Raw genomic sequence first — 20383 nt, 5'->3', positions numbered from 1 at the left:
TAATAAATAAGAGGATTGGATCAAATTTGCGTTAATCCTATCCGTTTTCAAGGAGAGTTCAACAATGAATAATGAATAATGAATAATGAATAATTACCTCTCCTTGAAAGAAGAGGATTGACAAAGAGATGAAAATTTTTCTTTATTATCCCCTTAAAAGGGGAGGCTTTAAACCAAAATTTTTCGGTAATAATTAATAATTAATTATTAATTGTTGATTGTTGAATTATATGCTTCTACTCCTCGATTAACAAATTGTAAAGTTAAAGCTTTTTTATAGTTAGTATCTGGCTTAATTACTCCAGTTTCTAAAACAGTATCAAAGAATTATTTTCACCAAAAAATAAGGTCTGAAGCCTCCCCTTGGCTGCGCCGCGAGCTACCGCTCTACAAGGGGATTAAAAAAAATCAAGTTCAATATTTCAAGCCTCTGACTTTCCTACGGAATGCTGCGCAAACAGGCAGAGGTACTGATAACTGATAACTGATAACTGATAACTGAAATGACCGTTCATCGGTCATTGCACCAATACCTTTTGTTACAGCATATCCAGAAATAATAATGCCATATTATTTCATTTTTTCTAAGCTATAAACTAATAACTCATCTGTCATTTATGGATGATATTTTTTGATTAATTGATTAGCTGGTTCAGGATTTTCTAAATAACTATACCAACCTTTAATTGAAGCATCGACAAATCTCTGCACTAAATCGGGATTATTTTCTACCATTTTTGTTGTTTTTGCTATAGTAGTAGCGTAAGGTTGATAGTCATAATCTGCTAATAATATAACGACAGGTTTAAAGCCTCCTTTTTTCTCAATTGTAAAAGGTTCAGAAGTTAGATAACCTTGTTGAATTACATTTTTATCTAGTAAAAATGGAGCTACACTAAAATTTTAAGGACGTCTTTGGTCGTCTGTATAACCTAACTTCGTATAAAGAAACCGCCAGTAAGCTTTTTCGGATAAAGAGGATACTAAAATAAGCTTGCCTTTTAGTTGTTCTAAAGAGTCATTTCCGACTCCTGGATGAGCAATTAATACTTGGGGGTATTTTTGGAAAATAGCTGCAACTGTAATGGTAGAAATTCCAGCTTCTACAGAACTAATTGCCTCTATACCAAACCCCCATATAAAAGTCAATTGCTCCTCCTACTAATAGCTGAGTTCCATTCACCTGAGCATTGCCCATTTTAATAGTAACATCTAATCCATAATCTTCATAAATACCTGTAGCAATTGCTTGATAAAAGCCTCCATGTTCGCCTTGAGCATACCAATTAGTTCCATAGGTTACTTTGTCAAGATTTTTGTTATTTTCAGCAGTATAATTGGAGTTGTTAGGAGTAGCACAACTTGTTAATATGCTGGTACTAATAGCGAGGCTACTATACTTAATAAATTGACGACGATTAATATAATTCATCAGAATCTATTTAACTTAATATTTGACTATGGTTATTTAGTTGACAAAGTCACCAGAGAATAGGAAACAGGGATTAAACTATACCTCACACTTCTTAAAAGTGCTGTATTAATGGAGAAATACTCACTTAATTATAGAATACTATGGCAATATAAATTCATGTTATTTAATTTTAATTAAAAGGTCTTGAAGTTCTTCTTTGTTACATTATGCTATGCTTAATTTTATTAAAATTAATGACGTAATTATTATCTCAAAGTTAAGAAAAAATGGCAAAGCATAAACATATTGTATTAACATCTCATCCTGGTCCTGCGGACAAAAAAACTATTCCGGTGCAGTGGGGCGCTCAAGACCCCATAGAGCGGGGACCTGCCATCGGGTCTTTGAGTAATCCTAAGCATCGTAATGTGATTGGTACTCACTCCGGTTCTTATGCTGTTTATCGTGCTTTGGCGATCGCTTCTGGTAAACTACAATCAAATCACCGTGCTGACTTGACTAATACTGCTCCAGCAGAACGCATTGGACCTCATCGGAGCTGGTATAACCCCGATAAAATTGTCTGTCTCGATCCTTGGGGGGCGGTAGTGGAAGAAGTTTTTGCATCTTACTATGAGCAGGGATACGATATCCGACCTACTATTGCAGTCACGAAGGCAAATATTAATATGCCAGAATTACAGGATGCTGTTGCTAGGGGTGTATTGAAAGTTGATGGTAATATTGTTAAAGATAATGGCAATTTATTGGTAACAAAAGCAGCGATCGACCCGGTTTGGCATTTGCCAGGAATTGCTAAACGACTGAATGTGGAAGAAAGTGACTTGCGTCGGGTGTTGTTTCAACAAATGGGTGGAATGTTCCCAGAGTTGGTAACGCGCCCAGATTTACATTTATTTTTGCCTCCTATTGGTGGTACGACAGTATATATAGTCGGAAATGTTGCTGATGTTTCTGACCCTACTAAAAAATTGGCAGTCAGGGTTCACGATGAGTGTAACGGTTCAGATGTTTTCGGTTCTGATATTTGTACTTGTCGCCCCTATTTGGTGCATGGCATTGAAGTTTGTATTCAGACAGCGCAAGAGGGAGGAGTCGGTGTGATAGTTTATTTCCGTAAAGAGGGGAGAGCATTGGGAGAAGTGACTAAATTTTTGGTCTACAATGCTCGGAAAAGACAGGAAGGAGGCGATCGCGCGGATGCTTATTTTGCTCGGACTGAATGTGTAGCGGGGGTACAAGATATGAGGTTTCAGGAATTGATGCCAGATGTTTTGCATTGGTTGGGTGTGAGTAAGATTGACCGTTTGGTGTCGATGAGCGATATGAAATATAATGCTATTGTTAATTCTGGCATTGAGATAGTAGAGCGAGTACCTATTCCTGATGACTTGGTGCCAGAAGATGCGCAAGTGGAAATTGCGGCGAAGAAAGCGGCGGGTTATTATACAGATGGGGAGGTGCCGGATGAGAATGTTTTGTCAGAGATTAAAGGGAGAAATTTAGCTGATTAAAACATGGAAGATTCATTTATTCAAGCTGCGGAAAGGCATTTACATGATGCAGAAATTTTACTGGCTCAAAATCGTTGGGATAATGCTGTTTATTTGGCAGGTTATGTGGTAGAATGTGCTTTTAAAGTTATAGTAGAGCAATATATTCAAAATCAAGCTTGTAGCAAATTCGGCCATGATTTAACAGAACTTCAAGGCAAAGCTGTTGAGAGGTTACGGGTAATGTATCCCATTCTTGATACTCAACTACCAATTTCGCGTACAAACGGGACAGTCTTAGCGGACGATCATCCAGAGCGACGCTATGCCAAGTCAGACTTATGGTGTGAAAGTCAAGCAATAGAGGCAGTTAAACGAGCTGGAAAAATCTATAATGAGATTATTCCTAGATTAATTTTGGATGGCAGAATTTCCAGTGGGGAAATTTAGATGATTGATATAACTTTCAGTGCAACATTTGAAAAAGTGCGGGAATGTTTTGCGGAATCTCCCATAAAAGACAAACTAACACAAAATCTAGAATCCATAACTATAATTCGGGATGTTGTGGGGAAAATTAGGATTTTTCTGGAACCTTTAAATAACAGTAAGCTAGAAGATGATATCCTAAATGACCTAGAAAACTCGCTGAGGAAAACACTTGGCAACTACTATGGCGAAGATATTTGGCTACCACAGGGCGAAAAAGATGGTTATAAAGCCTTGATTGATGTCATCTGTCAAGAAAGGGTTTTGGCAGAATGGGATGATGGAAATAAACCTCATTGGTATGTGTTAGAGCGTCATGTAGCGAAGCAAGCATGGACAAATAAAAATGTAGGTCAGCCTCCTTGGTCGCAGAAAGTGGTAGATGAAGGGCACAAACCAGCAATAGTTTCATTTTTTTCCTTTAAGGGTGGAGTTGGTCGCACAACAACATTAGTAGCAACGGCTCTGACATTGGCTCGTCATGGTCATCGTATAGCTATAGTCGATTTAGATTTAGAATCTCCTGGTCTATCGACTGTTTTCTCCTCTGCATCAGAGGAGAGCATTCCTGGGGTGATCGATTATTTGTTAGAGAAAAATATCCAGAGTAAAAACTGGAAACTCCGCACTCATTTGAAATTAGTCAACGAGCCGAAATTGTTGGGAGATACCGGAGAGAGTTTGAGTTTACTGGGAGCTGGTAGCGTGGACGATAACTATCTGGAAAAGTTGGCAAGACTAGATTTTCAAAATTTGCTCAACGCTAATAATCAACTGCTAGAAACCTGGCAAAATATGTTCAAAGAACTTAATGCAGTGGGAAAGTTAGACTTTATTTTGCTAGATACCAGAACCGGGTTTCACGATCTTGGTGGACTGGCGATCGCTGACTTATCCCATGCAGCAGTCATTTTTGGCACTCAATCTCGTCAAAGTTGGAAAGGTTTAACTCATGTTATTCGTCGTCTAGCAAGACCTTTAGCTCCTGAACCGCTGCCAGTTTTGCTTGTCCATGCTCTAGCTCCGGGATTAGGTGTACCAGGAATGGAGCAGGAACTTAGAGATTTTCGAGAGCAAGCTTACATTGTTTTTCAAAAAAATTACTATAGGGAAGAAGATGTTCCTAACTCCAACGATCTAGAAGCTAATTTTTACCCAATAATTATAGATTGGCAAAGTGATTTGCGTAAAGAAATAAGTTTATTTGAGCGAGATTCTACTCCGGATGAGGAGCGTCGTTTGTCAAATATTATTAATGTTTTAACAGGTAAACCTTATCAAGAACTTGCAGAAAGACTTTGCAGTATTTGTCAGCGTAAATTGAAGAAATAAAATCAGGTAGGAAAATGACTAACTTTGATAAAAAAAAGCTATTAGAAATTATGGCTAATGTTGCACCAGGAGAAGGTAGAGCTGAACATGAAAGTAATGATGAAAAGATATTCCTCAAAAATTTTTTACCCTTACCTAACTACCGAATGGCTTTGGAAGTTGACACATTTTTAATATTAGGTGGTAGAGGTGTTGGTAAAACAGAATTTTTTCGTTTACTAGCAAACTCTCCTGGTCGTCAAGCTTTAGTAAAAAACTTAAATATTAGAGGTTTACCCCCTTTAGAAAGAACAATATGGATTGCTGGATATGGTCGTACTAAGACTGGGGAAAAAAAATTTCCTGCACCAGAAATAACAGAAAAATACATGAAAGACAAGGATAGAATTGATTGGCGTATTTTTTGGATAGGATTAATAGTAGGAGTAATATTTCAGCAAGAAAAAGAATTATCAAATCATAGTTGGGGTGAGGAAATACCAGAGGAAATTCGAGATAGTTTAACTAAAAATTTATCATTACTTTCCCGCTGGTTTCCAGATGCTCACCAGAACTTTGAAAGTATCAACTATGCTTTGGATAAATTAGATGAGGAATTGTTGGCAAGCGACCGCTGGTTATTTATCACTTATGATGAACTAGATCGAATTGTTCCTTCTTATATAAAACTGGGCGCTCCTATCGCCGAACTATTAGCATTTTGGCTAGATAGATGGCGTCGTTGGGAACGAATTAGACCCAAAATATTTCTACGCACAGATTTATTTGGAGAAAATTTTTTAGGATTTCCAGATGCTTCTAAACTCAGTGGACATAAAATTAGTTTAGAGTGGAAAACTTCATGGTTATATCAAGTATTTGTTAAGCGTTTAGCTAACTCTAGAAAAGAAATGAATGATTATTTACAAATAGTTCCTGGTTTAACTTCAAAAAAGGATGAAACACTAGGCATATTGCCAGCATCAGATGAGTCTTGTTTTAAATTATTAATGGAAAAAATTGTCGGAGTATTTATGGGCAATAATTCTAGAAAAGGTTACACTTATAATTGGATTCCTAATCACCTTCAAGATGCAAAACGTAGCATTGCTCCACGCTCTTTTTTAAAGCTATTCTCCTTAGCAGCAAAACGTAGATTAGAAAAATTTGACGAAAAAGATTTAGCAGAAAATTGCTTATTAGAACCTTCTGACTTACAAGGAGCTTTAATGGATACTTCTCAAGATCGAATAGAAGAACTTACAAAGGAAGAATACCCCTGGTTAGATGCTTTAAGAGAAGAACTCAAAGGTTTAACACTTCTAACTGAAGAAGAAAAATTTCTCAAGTTACTAAAAAAGACAGAATGGAATCAAGAACCACCTTCTAAAAAACCCCAAGAAATTTTAAAATACTTAGAACAATTAGGTATTGTGGAAATTCGTCACTCAGATCGGCGAATTAATATGCCAGATATTTATAGATATGGTTTTGAAGTTAAACGTAAAGGTGGAATTAAACGTCCGAAATAAAACAATTATTTTTCTCCTTCTAAATATTGAGTTTTAACTTGAGTTTCACTCATCAATTTTTCCCTTGTTAAATATTGAGTTTCAACTGCTGGAGTTCCACTCATAAATTTATTATCAGATTCAAGTGGCAAGAGAATACTTGATGCTTCTTTCACTTCCGAAATTAATGCTTGTCCACTACCATTAAATAAACGAATAACTGCATAGGAAATCAACACTGGTGAAGCTAATATTAAAGCAGCTATCATTCCCACAGGTGCTACTAATTGATAAACAATTAAAGCAGTAGGTTGAAATTCTTCATATTGGGAAAAAACCCGAGATAACCACCACACCAATAATGCCATTACCGCAAATCCGAAAAGAGTAACAATTGAAGGTACAATAAAAGATAAAAATACAGCCATTAGTGCAATTAAAGCACCCCAACCTTTAGCAACAATTTTCTCTGATAGGTCAGAAACCATAATAGTTCCATGGACAAACCAAATCATAAATCCAAATACTAATGCAATTGCTGACCCTGCTAAAAAAATGTTAACGCCTTTAATAAAAAGTTGTTTAACTTCATCGTTATTTAAGATAGGTTGTTTTTGGTTGACCATTTTTTTAATTCCCTAGCCTCTAACCTTTTAGTATATCTTATACTGCTGATTGGCATAGCGATCGCCATCTCCAAAAATCATACAATACCCATTTTGTCAAATTTTTAATCCCATATTCCGCACTTCAATTTGTAACATGAAAGTTAGTATAAAATCCGTAGCTTGCTTAGGTACAGATACTATATAAATTATCTTCATTTACCTTTATCAAGAGTCAAATTGTCAGTTAAATATTCAGCATAAATACTTACTAAATCGTTGACTCCTATTGACCACTTTACTTTTATTTCTTACTTTTGACTTTTGACTTATATGTTTATGCTACATTTTGTGGTGCGGAATGTGGGTTGTATAGCAATGTGCGCTGGCATATTTACAAATTACAGGAATTGTCCAATAACTAAAAGTTTTATATTATCCGCTTTTTCTTCCCCTCCTGGGAGGGCTATGCTTTATAAACATCTTTCTTAACATAAAACGTAGACAAAAAAGACAAGTTATGTGTAAGTCTAAGAGCGGCTTTTTCGGGAGAAAATTGTATTGAAAAATACACGCAAGTGTGAGGACTGTAGACAAAATTCTTACTTCCCCCTCTTCCCCCTCTTCCCCCTCTTCCCCCTCTTCCCCCTCTTCCCCACCTTCCTACAAGGGTTTCAGGAGTTCCTTATCAGGGATAGCTGGGAGGGGGAGGGGCGAGGGGTGGGTTGCCTGTTGCCTGTTGCCTGTTGCCTGTTGCCTGTTGCCTGCGCGCAGCGCTATAGCTTGAACCTAATCAGGAAAAAAGAGAATCTGGTAAATATAAGCGAGCAGGAGGGCAAGAAGGTCGGATGACTTTATCTATCCTATAAAAAACACGGCCAACCCATGCCCTGCCATAAAGACGTAAAAATCGCTCATCTAACGAAACACTAGGATGTACCCGCCTACCACTGCTAATTTCCATTTTAGGCCATCCCTCAAACTTGGTGTAGATAGCTTTTATTATAGATTCAATAATATTTATAGCCAGAACACGCCCCTTACAAACACGAGGGCCACTACCAAAACCGATCCATTGGTAGGGGGGAGGACTATTTGAGCAGAAATCTTCTGGATTAAATTGTAAGTCAGTTTGATCAGCAACTTCAACATTAATATGATAGGGCACATCCTTACCATCAGCTACGCGAAACATATTTTCTAGAACAGGATACTTACAAGCTATTGCCAAAATCACAGCTCTCAGATATTTCTTATCCTTAACAGCACGTTCTAGAATTTCTGGATGGTCTTCATATTCTTTAAAAATATTAGTAATAACCTCACTAATTTCTAAAGCAGGGGTGACAAAAAATTCCATAACAATAGCTGTTAACCATTCTTGCATTGATAAAGAATAAGTAATTCTTAACTGAACCAAAAAATCCAAATTGCTACTATTTTTCCCACCCTCTTCAAAGAAGTGGGCAAGATGTTTACACCATTCCAAACGTTGTTTCCAGTCAGGGTCTAGATTTTCTGTAAAGCAAAGGGAAATATCTTCAATCAGGTTGTATAGAAGTTGCTTAGTATTTAACTCCCAGCTATCATCCTTTGTTTCAACATCCAAAATAGCACACCACATTATATCTACAATCAAGCAACGCAAAATGTTATCTATAACTAACTCTTCTTCTAAATTCGTTAACTTATACACTTGCGTTGTAGCGATCGCTCCACATCTGTCCTCAAGCTCGAAGTGGGACATAATGGCCTTAAACCCCTGCATTATTCGCTGCCAACTAGGGGTCTCAGAACCGCTTAAGTCAAGGGGTAAGAATGGGTAGACAAAACCAGCAAAGAAATATTCCATGCCCACTGGACGAGAAGGTTGTCTGATGATATTTTTTTCAGTATCGGCAAACTCTTTTAATGTTGTTGGTAAAACATATTTTTCTGACTCAATCAAGGTGACTTGAGTATAACTGTACTTGCCTCGAAAATAAATTCCCCATAATATCCGAAATGCACCTAATAAAGATTTCATCTGTAGGTTTGTGAGCAAGGGATGTCTCCAGGGAAAACTTAAGATTATCAAGGCCAACACGGTAGTAGTGATACTAAGTAAAATGAATATACTAAGTAATTTCATTTTGTTATTTATTTATAGTAATAATTTGGCAATCTTACCAATCATAAGTACCTGTGACAAATTAATTTAAATTTACATAACTGAAGCATTTTTAGTTCTAAAAACTATATATTTCTAAGGTTATATTTTTTGCCTACTACAAATAATTTAGTGCCTTTACCTAATATCATTTACCCCAAATTAATCCTAATAAAATAGCAACTTCCATAACATCAAAAAAATATTTTTTCTGAAAAAAATAAAGTAAGCATTCAGCTGTCAGCATTCCGGAGGAAATGCTGACAAAATAAATACACTCAAATTTATCACAACCAATTTAGGAGTAATAAGTTAGTATAGCGCTCCTAATTTTATAGAATCAAAAAATTACTTTTTCCTTTTGAATAAATACATTGACTCGTACAAGTTTCATCAATTCTAACTGCTACAAGTCCAGGAATTTTATCTTCTAATTGCTCATAAATCCATTTAGCGATCGCTTCACTAGTAGGATTAACTAAGCCTGTAGTTTCGTTTAAGTGATAATGGTCTAAATAATCATCAAGTAGGGGTTTTAGATATTTTTTTATATCTCCATAATCCATAATCATACCCTGCTTTGATCCAGAATCTTCTAATTTATTACCATAAACATAAATAATGCCGCGCCAAGAATGACCGTGTAATCTTGCACATTTCCCATCATGATTAGGTAGTTGATGGGAAGCTTCAAATCTAAATTCTTTACCTATTATCCAAGTTTCTGAATTTGATGTCATTGTGATTTTATGTTGAAATAATCAATAATATAAATTTTCAGAAATCTGGATAAAAAAATTATAACTACAAACTCCAACCACCAGAAACTTCCAAAACTTGCCCTGTAATATAATTATAATTAGGGTTAATAAAAAACCAAACAGCATGGTTAATTTATGTCAACTTTGCTGGACGTTTAACTGGTTATTTAGGAATCATTTCTTCTATATCCCAAGAATTTTATGCGACTCCAGGAGATACTACATTAACAGTAATTTTATCTTTTATTAGCTCCACAGCTAATGATTTAGTATAGATGATAATACCAGTTTTGGCAATTATATAAGCTGTATTAGTCTGGCGTGCTGCCATTTTTTGGGCACTGGCACAAGCAAAATTAACTATGCGTGCGCCATTTGCTGCTTTGAGATAGGGAAGTGCTGCTTTAGTAATATAAAAAGTGGCATTAAGGTTAGAATTAATAACTTCTTGCCACTCTTTTATAGATGTTTTGCTAATGGGTTTTCTCAGGTAGTTACCCACATTATTAACTACTACTGATAAACCACTCAATTGTGCTGCTGCATTTTCGACTAGAGACTGAGCTTGTTCGGGTTTGGTAATATCTGCTTGTTTGACGATCGCTTTTACTCCATAATTAGTTGCTTCTTGAGCTGCTTGGTTGGCTGCTTCTACGCTTTTGTTATAATGAAAGGCTACATCAAATACTTTACTTGCTAAGTCGAGAGTGATCGCTCTACCTATTCCCACTGCTGAACTTGTTACAAGTGATTTTTTGATCATTGTCCTTAAGCTAAATTTAGGAGCCATTTCATTAATGAATAATTGATAATTACCTCTGGTTAAAACCGTTATGGAATTGAATATAAGGTAATATTATTTCTTATCTTAGTCTCATGGATATGGTTAGGAAACCCATCCATCCCACCCTTCGGGAAGCTACGAAGATCGACCGCTTTTTTTCCCTTAAAAAGGGAGGCTTCAAGGCGCGAATTATTTAATTATTATAGGACTTACGCAGATATGCTATATATAACACTCAAAACTATTGTCCAACAGTTAATTTACTCTATAAATAGTGTCTTTGCGTAAGTCCTGTATTAATTATTCGGTAAAAATTAAGTTGTACAAATTTTATCTGAGATAAATTTTGACATCCTCTGTGCTGTAAAACGGACGGACATTCCTAACCTATTCTTAGTGAGGGAGATTAAAAAATTTGGGGTTGCCGATCAGGTAATGCTCTTCAATACTTATGAACCGCAAAACTATAGATATTTGAGGCAAAAGCATTACAATTCACCAACGTCAAAAATTTGGATTCTTCCTATGGAGTGAGCTAAATCTTAACATCCAAACTTTTACCGAAAAATTGGGTTTAAAGCCTCGCCCTTGTAGGGCGACTTTTTATTTGAGCATGCAAGTGAATTGGATATATGCTAAACTGTTATTAGTTGCCGGGGGGCACGCCTCCTCCGGAGGAGCTACGCTAACGGAAACTCTAAACGGACGTGGAGGGAAGCATCAGACTACCGCCAAGGAAGCAGCACCCTGTGTTAGCGACAGCTATGCGAAGCAAAGCGTCAACCCCGGGGAGGATGTCAAAATAAACTCATACACTCTAAAACAGCTTTAACTTTAGAAACTTCGTGAGTTCTGAGCATATCATTTTTTCCTAATGCTGCAAAAACTGAGGTAAAAACTTGACCACTTCTGAGTTCTTCTCCAAAAATTTCTTTGGCAGTGAAGAGCGTATGTAAAACTGGAAACCCTAATTTTCTTAGCCGAAAAGCATTTAAAAGGCTTCTGATTTGATATTTAATCTGAGTTGACGCATATAAACCTTCTTTTCTAGGGCCAAGAAGAGCGACTGCTGGATCTACAAAAATTTTTTTGACTCCTAGTTTAGTTGCTTTTTCTATCTCTTTGCCAAAATAATCATAGACTAAATCTATTGGGTCATTAGCTAATGTATAATCGAAGTCCTTTACATCTCTAACGTTTTTTTCTTGAAGGTAACAAATAATGATTGCTGCATCGAAATCAGCTACAGCTCGATACATTTCTTCACTATTTTCAGTTCCAGTAAAGTTAACAACCTTTGCACCAGCTTTTAAACAAATTCTTGCAAGTTCAGGGTAATAGGTTTCAACTGAAGTCAATACACCTTCTTGAGTAAGAGCTTCAATTACAGGCAAAAGTGAACTTTTTTGTTTAAACTCATCAACTCTTTGTGTCTTTGGTACACTAGATTCCGCACCAATATCTATAATGTCGGCACCTTGAGCTGTTAAAACCTTGCCACGCTCAATAGCTTGTTCGGGGGTGTAACAGATAGCGTGATTATGCCAAGAATCAGTGGAAAGATTAATAATTCCTAAAAGCGCTGTTTGAGAATTAAAGTTAAACTTTTTATTCCCAATAGTGAATTCTTCAACTTGGGTATTGTAGTCATCCTGATGTTTGTCATACACTTCGCAAATATCTGCTAGAGTAAGCATTGTTCAACTCCTGTAATCAAAAATAGTAATTTTCAGTCTGGCCAAAATTCCCTACTAACTCCCATTGCCCAGGAATAGCTGTTATGAACAACTCTTTTTGTAGGGGGGGTTGAGGAGGGGTTTACAGCCTTACTTTCAAAACATCTATGCAATCATAATCTAGGGAATCTATGTACAGCTACAATCTCATACCCCCTGCTACTTCCAAAACTTGTCCTGTAATGTAATCTGCTTCAGGAGTGATAAAAAAAACAACTGCATTGCTGATTTCTTTTAAAGTTGCGGGTCGTTTATTTGGTAGGAGAGAGATAGTTTTTTCGTCTAAACCAACAGAATTTTCTGCGACTCCTGGAGCAATGACATTGGCAGTAATTTTGTCCTTAATTAACTCTTTAGCTAGTGACTTAGTGTAGATTATAATACCAGTCTTAGCAACTCTATAGGCTGTTTGTATATTACTTGCTATCACATTTTGGGCACTAGCGAAGGCAAAGTTAATGATACGTCCCCACCCTGCTGTTTTCAAGTAAGGAATTGCTGCTTGAGTAACATAGAAAGTGGAATTTAGGTTAGAATCAAGCATTTGATGCCATTCTTCTATAGATGTTTGACTGATTCGTTTTTCCAAATAGTTGCCCACATTATTAACTACAACAGATAACCCTCCTAGTTTTTCTGCTGCATTTTCCACAAGAGACTGAGCTTGCTCTGGTTTAGTCACATCTGCTTGTAGAGCAATAGATTTGACTCCGTAGCTTGTTGCTTCTTGACTTGCTTGATTGGCTGCTTCTACACTTTTATTATAGTGAAATGCTACATCAAATCCTTTGCTAGCTAAGTCTAGAGCGATCACTCTGCCTATTCCCACTGCTGAACCTGTAACAAGTGCTTTTTTAATCATTAGTAGAATCGCTATTTTAACTTGCCAGTTTAAAGTTTAGATACTCCATCACATTCTACCTCTTCTAGAAGTTGAGCGATCGCCTTTCCTGATACTGGGTCTATCCAGTCAGGAGCTATTTCTGCTAGGGGTACAAGCACAAAAGCTCTTTCTCTCATCCGAGGATGGGGTATTTGCAGGTTTGGAGTATCTAATATTAAATCATCATATAAGATTAAGTCTAGGTCTAGAGTTCTAGGTCCCCAATGTTCTAAACGTACTCGCTTAAATTGTTGTTCAACATCTAAGAGAATTTCTAATAGTTTATGGGGTGTTAATTCTACTTTTAATAATGCACAACCATTGAGATAATCTGGTTGTTCTGGACCAATAGGTTTAGTCCGATACCAGCTAGAATAAGTCTTTAAGGTAATACCTGGAGTTTTTGATAAAGTTTGGATTGCATTTTCGAGAATAGTTAAAGAATCACCGAGATTACTACCAAGAGCCACAGCTACATTATTCTCTTGTTTTTCTGATTGACTGAAGTGAGTTTGATTAGACATTACTGGGGAATTTTTGACCTGATTTTTGGCTGAATTAAATTTAGAAAAACTAACAAGAAACTATCCAAGTTTCTCATCAACTAAATTGTGCTTAATAGCATCATGCTTGTGATAGTTTTTTTCTAGCTTACTATTTATATTATATTCCTTAACTCTGACTTTTAATGAATAAAAAAATCCCAGAAATTATTACATATCTAAGAACTCCCGAGGCCATTCGAGAAAGGTGCAATCGCATATTTAATCTTGCTTGTCAAGACCAACTCAATAATTTTCGAATCGATTTAACTCAACTAGATAAATGTGCTAATTATGTCATTAATATTATTTACGATCGCTATCCCACATTAAACATACCCTTCCATAGTCGTTGGCAACATTTCCAAGTAGGAGATATACCTCGCCTAGCTGAACTTGACCAAATGTTGGCTGGACTCACGCCTGTAGAAAAGGCCAAAGTAAAATTTGATTTAGCCATTATTAGTGTACTACTAGATGCAGGTGCCGGGGCAAACTGGCAATACACTGAACCTGAAACTGGCTTAATATTTAGTCGTTCGGAAGGTCTAGCAGTTTGTAGTTTCCGACTATTTTGCCAAGGTTTTTTTTCTAGTAATCCCGATTTTCCCTGGCAAGCAGATACTAGAGGACTTTCCCAAATTGATGTCCAGACTTTAACTCAAGGATTCCAAGTTAGTCCAGAAAATCCCTTGGTGGGTCTTGAAGGTCGTCTGGAATTGCTGCAACGCTTGGGACAAGTGTTAAATCAAAATTCTCAGTTATTTGGCATTGATAGTCCACGTCCAGGAAATATGGTTGATTATTTGTGGCAAAATCAGGCCATTGAAGAAGGCAGAAGGAAGAAGGTATCCCCCCTACCCCCCTTTGAAAGGGGGGGAAGCAGAAGGAAAGATTGCTTATGGACTCAAACCCCAAACAATTTTCAGCACCGTGTAGATGGTGGGGTATTAAACCCGCCACAGAACAGAAAAGATAAAGAAGTAATTAAAGCTACTTTAGTATTAAATACTGTATTGGAGGGATTAGGTGATATTTGGCCAGGGCGCAGTACTATTTCAGGGATTAATTTAGGGGATGTTTGGCCTCATTCTCTACTCAAAAGCGATCGCTTGGGGGATGAATATATACCTTTTCATAAATTATCTCAATGGTTAACATATTCATTGCTAGAACCATTACAAGAATTGGGTTTAAACATAATTGGATTAGATGATTTAACTGGATTAGCAGAATATCGGAATGGTGGCTTATTTATAGACATGGAACTAATAAAAATCAAAAATCCTTTGATTGTACAACAACAACATTTACCAGGCTCAGAAATTATTGTAGAATGGAGAGCACTAACTATTAGTCTTTTAGACAAAGTTGCTCAAGTAATTCAAGAAAAACTTAACTTAAATGCCTCAGAATTACCACTGGTAAAAGTCTTACAAGGTGGCACATGGACCGCAGGGCGAAAAATAGCAAAAGAATTAAGAAAAGATGGTGCGCCTCCGATTAAAATAAAAAGTGATGGAACAGTTTTTTAATTAGTAATTATGGACTCAATCTCAATTACTGGAATTCGCTGCTACGGGTACATCGGGTTTTTTCCAGAAGAAAAAGTATTGGGACAATGGTTTGAAGTAGATTTAATTCTAGGGTTAGATTTGAATGCTGCTAGTCAAAGCGATGCTTTAGAAGATACTGTAGATTACGGCAGCATAGTTAATACTGTCCAACAGCTTGTGAAAAATTCTAAGTTTGCTTTGTTAGAAAAAGTAGCTGATGCGATCGCTACGGCTATTTTGAAAGAACCATTAGTACAAAATGTTAAGGTTAGTTTAACTAAGTTAGCAGCTCCAATACCGGATTTTAGTGGCAAAGTTACTATTGAAATTACTAGAGCAAAGGAAGCATTAGTATATAACTAATTTAGTTAATAAATTTGCTAATTTAGACGATTTTTTAATGTGGTAAAGTACATACTTTATTTTGATTTTTAGAGAATTTAATAAAGTTAAAAAAATGTACCTCCCTACTATTGTAAATTCTATCTAAATTTGCTCTAGAGACGTTTCAGCTAAGAGAGTGTTTGTAAAATGAATATTAAATCACGTAGTGGCGTGACACACCTAAAATGTTGCAATAGTAGGGACGGGTTCCACGTTAAATTAATGAGTCTTAACAAATTAGATAAACCCGCCCCCAATGATATAATCTACCATTTTAGTTGTGTCGGTCTAGTAGGTCTAGTAGTGGACTATTTCACCTTAAACCCACATTCCGCACCACAAAATGTAGTATAGAATCAGGAGTCAGGAGACAACCCACCCCTAACCCCTCCCAACCCACCCCTAACCCCTCCCAGGAGGGGAGGGGGAGACAGGAGACAGAATTTTAGAAGAAAATCATAGCTGCCGTGATTGAGTCATCAATACTGCAAGTATTTATGCGTAAATTTTTGACTCGGAATTTGATCAACGAAAAAAGTAATTGAGATGATTTGCATAGTATAAATACTTACCAAGCTACGGATTTGCATACTACTTTTGATGTTACAAATTGAAGTTCCGAATGTGGGCTTAAATGTTGCAATAACTGTAGGTTGGGTTGAGGGACTGATCTTCGCAGCTTATCCGTAGGATAAACTCAACAAAAATCTTTCTCCCCTACTCCCCTACTCCCCTACTCCTCTAATGCACCATTTTAGCTGTGTCGGTCCAGTAGGGTGCGTTAATTTCACGTAAGGGACTATACCACAGCACGCGGTGGGTGAGGTGTAAAAGCGAGCATTATTCTAGAAATGGTAAGGGTGCCCTCACACACCCTACTTAGGGTTTGCTGAAAAAGTCTTTTTAAGGAGTAGGAAACTCTCCCCTAACCCCTCCCAGGAGGGGAAAAGGGGAGTACAGAGTAATTAGGAGAAACGAGGAATTATAAAGGAGATAGTCGGATATATTTGTCAGAGTGATTTTTTTTGCTATCCCCCTGCCTTTTATGCTAACTTTTTGAGCCAAATCAACTGAAAACCAGGCACTTTTTTCGACCGAAAAAGGCTAAAACCCTTATCTGTCAATGCTTTTATATTTAATCAGCAAGCCCTATAATCTTTAGCTAACAAACAGTCTCTAAAGGTCTCTATTTTAGAGCTGATTTATAAACCTTGTTTCTCCTTTAAAGGAGAGGCATTTTACCTTAATTATTCGGTAAAAATATAAAAATTATCCACTATGGAGTGGAGGTGAATGTTGATTTATGCCCACTTAATTAATCAGTAATTATAGCAGTTGAAACAAAGGTTAGAACACATAAAAAGCTTAAAAATTAGACAACGCCAGATTTTTCCTTCTTCCTTCTTAGTTCTTCCTGATGAATTCAACTAGGTCATAAAATGACAAAAACTACTATCATTAATCATCCATTAGTTCAGCATAAATTGACATTATTACGTCAAGTCGAGACTACCACTGCTCAATTTCGCCAACTGCTCAAAGAAATAGGAATGTTATTAGCTTATGAAGTAACTCGCGATTTACCCATAAAATATCAACAAATTCAGACACCAATGACATTAATGGAAGCACCAATGTTAGCTGCTGAAAAAAAAATGGTGATTGTTTCCATTATGCGAGCAGGTCAAGGACTTCTTGATGGAATTTTAGAGCTAATACCTACAGCAAGAGTAGGACATATTGGTTTGTATCGTGACCCTAGCACTTTAGTTGCTGTAGAATATTATTTCAAAGTCCCCCATGATATTGACCAGCGAGATGTGTTAATAGTTGACCCAATGTTGGCAACTGGAAATTCAGCAGTAGCAGCAGTCGATCGGATTAAAGAATTTAACCCAGAATCAATTCGATTTCTGTGTTTATTGGCAGCACCAGAGGGAATTCAACATTTCCATGAAAATCACCCAGAGGTATCTTTATATACTGCTGCTATTGATGAAAAATTAGACGAACATGGTTATATTATTCCAGGATTAGGAGATGCAGGCGATCGCTTGTATGGAACGAAATAATATTTATTTTCCTATAAACTCAAACATCATTGCTATATGACAAATAATACTTCCTCTAAACAAAAATTTTTCGATCTTTGGGCACCTAATTATGATTGGTTATTTCCATCTGTAGTTTATCAAGCGGTACATCAAAGATTACTGGAATATGTAAATTTGCCAAGTCCAGCAAATGTACTAGATTTAGGTTGTGGTACTGGAAAACTTCTGCATCGTCTTGCTGTTAAATTTCCCAATCTTCAAGGTACTGGTTTAGATTTATCTCCCGAAATGGTCGATCAAGCTAATAGTCGTAATCGTCATCCAGAAAGTGTAACATTTTTACTAGGAAATGCTGAAGAAATGCCTTTTGCTAATGAACAATTTGATGCCGTTTTTAATACAATTAGTTTTTTACATTATCCTCATCCTCAGCAAGTATTTAATGAAGTGAGTCGAGTTTTACGCCCAGGAGGATTTTTCTATTTAGTTGATTCCTATTTTAAGTGGCAAGATGAATTTCAGTCTTTGAGTATTACTCCTGGTGGAATTAAGCTTTATAGTCCAACAGCTCGCGAACAATTAGGTAAAGAAGTTGGATTAAATTTACAAGCAAATCACTATTTGTTAGGAGCAGTATTACTAACTATTTTTACTAAAGAATTGTCAGAAGGTGGTAGGTGATAGGTTGTAGGTATTAGAAAAATAACCTAATGATATCAAATCCAGTAGCATTGGTGTTATATTATGATGCCGTTTAATATTTAAGCATTCAACTGCAATTAAATCATTTTTTCTAACTAATTTATGATTTGAATTGTGAAATATCCTAGACTTTGAGGGAATCAAGAATGAGAATGATCAACACAGAAACAATAGCAAGGAACGAGTTGGTGTTTGACTCAAATACTGATGATGAACCTAATCAGGGAAAATGTTTTCCCACTTTTGCCTCACACCGAGTGCACTACCAGGTACGTATACCACCAACGCGGGGTCGCACCGCTATTCCCTGCTATATTTCCTATTCTATATCAGTCTAAATTGGATCTATATGCAATTAAACGGATCTGATGTTAGGCAAAAGCAGAATATCCTAAATGTGGAGGAATATCTTGCCAACGTCCTTGACCTACAGCTTGATTTGCTTCTGTAAGACTAATATCACCAGTGTACAAAGCACGACCAACAATTGCACCTTCTACCCCCATGGGTTCTAATGCTAACAGACTTAACAAATCAGTAATTGAACTAATACCGCCAGAAGCGATAATGGGAATATTGATGACAGCAGCTAATTCCCTTAAGGATTGTATATTAGGCCCTTTGAGAGTACCATCTCGGCGAATATCAGTATAGACGATCGCCGCAACTTTTAGTTTAGCCATTTGCCGAGCGAGGTCAGTTGCTGAGACCTCAGATGTTTCTAACCACCCTTTAGTCGCGACTTTACCATCTTTGGCATCAATGCCTACAATAATTTGACCAGGAAATTCTTGACAGAGATTACATATTAACTGAGGTCGTTCGACCGCTACAGTACCTAAAATAGCCTGTTTGACACCAAGAGCAAGCACACTTGCCACTGTAGAATAGTTGCGTAAACCTCCACCTAACTGTATTGGTACATCTACTGCTTTGATAATCGCTTCTATTGTCCTTTGATTTACAGGTTGACCTGCTTTTGCACCGTCTAAGTCTACCAAATGTAGCTTTGTTGCTCCTTCATCTACCCACCTTTTTGCTACATCAACTGGGTTATCATTAAACACTTGCGTTCGCTGATAATCTCCTTGATATAACCGTACACAACGTCCATCTAATATATCGATTGCGGGAATAATCTTCATAGAAAATATTTTTTGTATTCAAAACTACTATTTTTTTAACAGTTGCACCCACTGTTAATATGATACATAATAGAACTAGAAAGTCCTGACCATAGAGGAGTTTTTATTCCTGCTAATTTCATACCTTCTGCAGTCCAATCATTACAAGCTCTTAAAATTGAATAACTACCTTTTGCTGCATAAAAACCACCTCCATAATTATTGTCTACGAGCAGGTTTATTTTATTACCTTGGGCATCTAACTGGAAGGAATTATTGATGAATTTCATCAGCCTACGGTAATTAGATTGATTAATTATAGCACACTTAATTTCATATTGTTGAGGAATATTTTTATATGCTAATACCCTCATGGCAGAGGGTGTTGGTAGGAACATGGCCTTAAAAATTGTCACAATTGGCAATGATGTCCCAGTATAAGTTTCGAGAAAATAAGCTCGATCGCCAAGGCCAAAAGCTAGATAATTTATGGAAACTGATGGATTAGCTATTAATTTTAAGTTGAAATATTGCTGCCAATCCCAAGTTTTAGTTCTGACTGGAACTAGAATATCTGTATGGATACCAGTATTATAAATATAGATAGATATACCTTGGTCTAATAAATTTATATTGCAAGAATTATCGCGCCAATTTCTCGGAGTCAAATAACCAATAATTAAGCAAATGATTATGAACAAAATAATACTTAATACCAATCGAAAAATTCTATTTTTCAACATAAAATATTGGGGATTTATTGATTAGGGATCATCAATATAAACAGCCATTATGACGATCCTCTATCCCGAATAGCTTCCAAATTATTAAAAGTTAATTATAGATGTCCAAAATAAACTAATT

At 36.5% G+C, this 20383-nt stretch carries 20 protein-coding genes; 8 read left to right on the top strand and 12 right to left on the bottom strand.

Going from position 1 to position 20383, the window contains the following annotated elements; translation table 11 throughout:
- Positions 1-615 precede the first annotated feature (615 nt).
- The 3 genes from F6K15_RS22040 to F6K15_RS22030 form a co-directional block, all read right to left on the bottom strand.
- On the bottom strand, positions 616-828 hold the full coding sequence (locus F6K15_RS22040) for an ABC transporter substrate-binding protein (RefSeq protein ID WP_293064378.1): 213 nt from the start codon (positions 826-828) through the stop codon (positions 616-618).
- Positions 829-903: 75 nt separating this feature from the next.
- Positions 904-1149, bottom strand: coding sequence for a hypothetical protein (locus F6K15_RS22035; protein WP_293064335.1), 246 nt, complete (start codon positions 1147-1149; stop codon positions 904-906).
- Entirely contained in the window at positions 1112-1432 is a 321-nt protein-coding gene (locus F6K15_RS22030; RefSeq protein ID WP_293064332.1) for an ABC transporter substrate-binding protein, read from the bottom strand. Before F6K15_RS22030 ends, F6K15_RS22035 begins: the two co-directional genes overlap by 38 nt.
- Positions 1433-1701: 269 nt before the next feature.
- Between F6K15_RS22030 and F6K15_RS22025 the strand changes: the two genes are divergently transcribed.
- The 4 genes from F6K15_RS22025 to F6K15_RS22010 are packed head-to-tail and all read left to right on the top strand — an operon-like array spanning position 1702 to position 6260.
- Entirely contained in the window at positions 1702-2949 is a 1248-nt protein-coding gene (locus tag F6K15_RS22025; protein WP_293064330.1) for a GTP cyclohydrolase II, read from the top strand.
- A gap of 3 nt (positions 2950-2952) precedes the next feature.
- Positions 2953-3378, top strand: coding sequence for a HEPN domain-containing protein (locus F6K15_RS22020; protein ID WP_293064327.1), 426 nt, complete (start codon positions 2953-2955; stop codon positions 3376-3378).
- Positions 3379-4749 carry a KGGVGR-motif variant AAA ATPase gene (locus F6K15_RS22015; RefSeq protein WP_293064324.1) on the top strand — a complete coding sequence of 457 codons (1371 nt, stop codon included), beginning with the start codon at positions 3379-3381 and terminating at the stop codon, positions 4747-4749.
- Positions 4750-4763: 14 nt separating this feature from the next.
- Positions 4764-6260, top strand: a complete 1497-nt coding sequence (locus F6K15_RS22010) for a P-loop ATPase, Sll1717 family (RefSeq protein ID WP_293064322.1) — start codon at positions 4764-4766, stop codon at positions 6258-6260.
- A gap of 5 nt (positions 6261-6265) precedes the next feature.
- Here F6K15_RS22010 and F6K15_RS22005 read toward each other — a convergent pair whose 3' ends face one another.
- The 7 genes from F6K15_RS22005 to folK form a co-directional block, all read right to left on the bottom strand.
- Entirely contained in the window at positions 6266-6865 is a 600-nt protein-coding gene (locus F6K15_RS22005) for a hypothetical protein (protein WP_293064320.1), read from the bottom strand.
- A gap of 772 nt (positions 6866-7637) precedes the next feature.
- Positions 7638-8975: a cytochrome P450 gene (locus F6K15_RS22000; RefSeq protein ID WP_293064317.1), complete on the bottom strand. Its 1338-nt coding sequence runs from the start codon at positions 8973-8975 to the stop codon at positions 7638-7640.
- Between the two features lie 350 nt (positions 8976-9325).
- Complete coding sequence (gene queD, locus F6K15_RS21995) at positions 9326-9733, bottom strand: 6-carboxytetrahydropterin synthase QueD (protein ID WP_293064314.1); 408 nt, start codon at positions 9731-9733, stop codon at positions 9326-9328.
- A 220-nt stretch (positions 9734-9953) separates the two neighbouring features.
- Positions 9954-10517 (bottom strand): SDR family NAD(P)-dependent oxidoreductase, encoded by a 564-nt coding sequence (locus F6K15_RS21990; protein WP_293064311.1) that lies wholly within the window; start codon positions 10515-10517, stop codon positions 9954-9956.
- A gap of 818 nt (positions 10518-11335) precedes the next feature.
- Positions 11336-12208, bottom strand: a complete 873-nt coding sequence (locus F6K15_RS21985) for a dihydropteroate synthase (RefSeq protein WP_293064308.1) — start codon at positions 12206-12208, stop codon at positions 11336-11338.
- A gap of 205 nt (positions 12209-12413) precedes the next feature.
- The gene (gene tmpR / locus F6K15_RS21980) at positions 12414-13136 is read right to left on the bottom strand and encodes a bifunctional dihydropteridine reductase/dihydrofolate reductase TmpR (protein ID WP_293064306.1); all 723 of its coding nucleotides are present in this window, start codon (positions 13134-13136) and stop codon (positions 12414-12416) included.
- 29 nt (positions 13137-13165) lie between these two features.
- Positions 13166-13681, bottom strand: coding sequence for a 2-amino-4-hydroxy-6-hydroxymethyldihydropteridine diphosphokinase (gene folK, locus F6K15_RS21975; protein ID WP_293064303.1), 516 nt, complete (start codon positions 13679-13681; stop codon positions 13166-13168).
- Positions 13682-13845: 164 nt separating this feature from the next.
- Between folK and F6K15_RS21970 the strand changes: the two genes are divergently transcribed.
- From F6K15_RS21970 to F6K15_RS21955, 4 genes are all read left to right on the top strand, one after another.
- Positions 13846-15234: a URC4/urg3 family protein gene (locus tag F6K15_RS21970; protein ID WP_293064300.1), complete on the top strand. Its 1389-nt coding sequence runs from the start codon at positions 13846-13848 to the stop codon at positions 15232-15234.
- A 9-nt stretch (positions 15235-15243) separates the two neighbouring features.
- Positions 15244-15618, top strand: coding sequence for a dihydroneopterin aldolase (gene folB / locus F6K15_RS21965; RefSeq protein WP_293064297.1), 375 nt, complete (start codon positions 15244-15246; stop codon positions 15616-15618).
- Between the two features lie 1460 nt (positions 15619-17078).
- Positions 17079-17711 (top strand): uracil phosphoribosyltransferase, encoded by a 633-nt coding sequence (gene upp / locus F6K15_RS21960; RefSeq protein WP_293064295.1) that lies wholly within the window; start codon positions 17079-17081, stop codon positions 17709-17711.
- 36 nt (positions 17712-17747) lie between these two features.
- Complete coding sequence (locus F6K15_RS21955) at positions 17748-18374, top strand: class I SAM-dependent methyltransferase (protein ID WP_293064292.1); 627 nt, start codon at positions 17748-17750, stop codon at positions 18372-18374.
- A 392-nt stretch (positions 18375-18766) separates the two neighbouring features.
- Here the strand turns inward: F6K15_RS21955 and hisA are convergent, their stop codons facing one another.
- Together hisA and F6K15_RS21945 are read right to left on the bottom strand one after the other, a co-directional pair.
- Positions 18767-19540 (bottom strand): 1-(5-phosphoribosyl)-5-[(5-phosphoribosylamino)methylideneamino]imidazole-4-carboxamide isomerase, encoded by a 774-nt coding sequence (gene hisA, locus F6K15_RS21950; protein ID WP_293064290.1) that lies wholly within the window; start codon positions 19538-19540, stop codon positions 18767-18769.
- A gap of 35 nt (positions 19541-19575) precedes the next feature.
- Positions 19576-20220, bottom strand: a complete 645-nt coding sequence (locus tag F6K15_RS21945) for a DUF2459 domain-containing protein (protein ID WP_293064288.1) — start codon at positions 20218-20220, stop codon at positions 19576-19578.
- Positions 20221-20383: the final 163 nt, after the last annotated feature.

It is taken from the genome of Okeania sp. SIO2B3 (assembly GCF_010672525.1).
In the GTDB taxonomy this organism is placed as follows: domain Bacteria; phylum Cyanobacteriota; class Cyanobacteriia; order Cyanobacteriales; family Microcoleaceae; genus Okeania.
The sequence above is the reverse complement of the archived record's forward strand: the minus strand, read 5'-3'. Positions and strand labels throughout refer to the sequence as shown.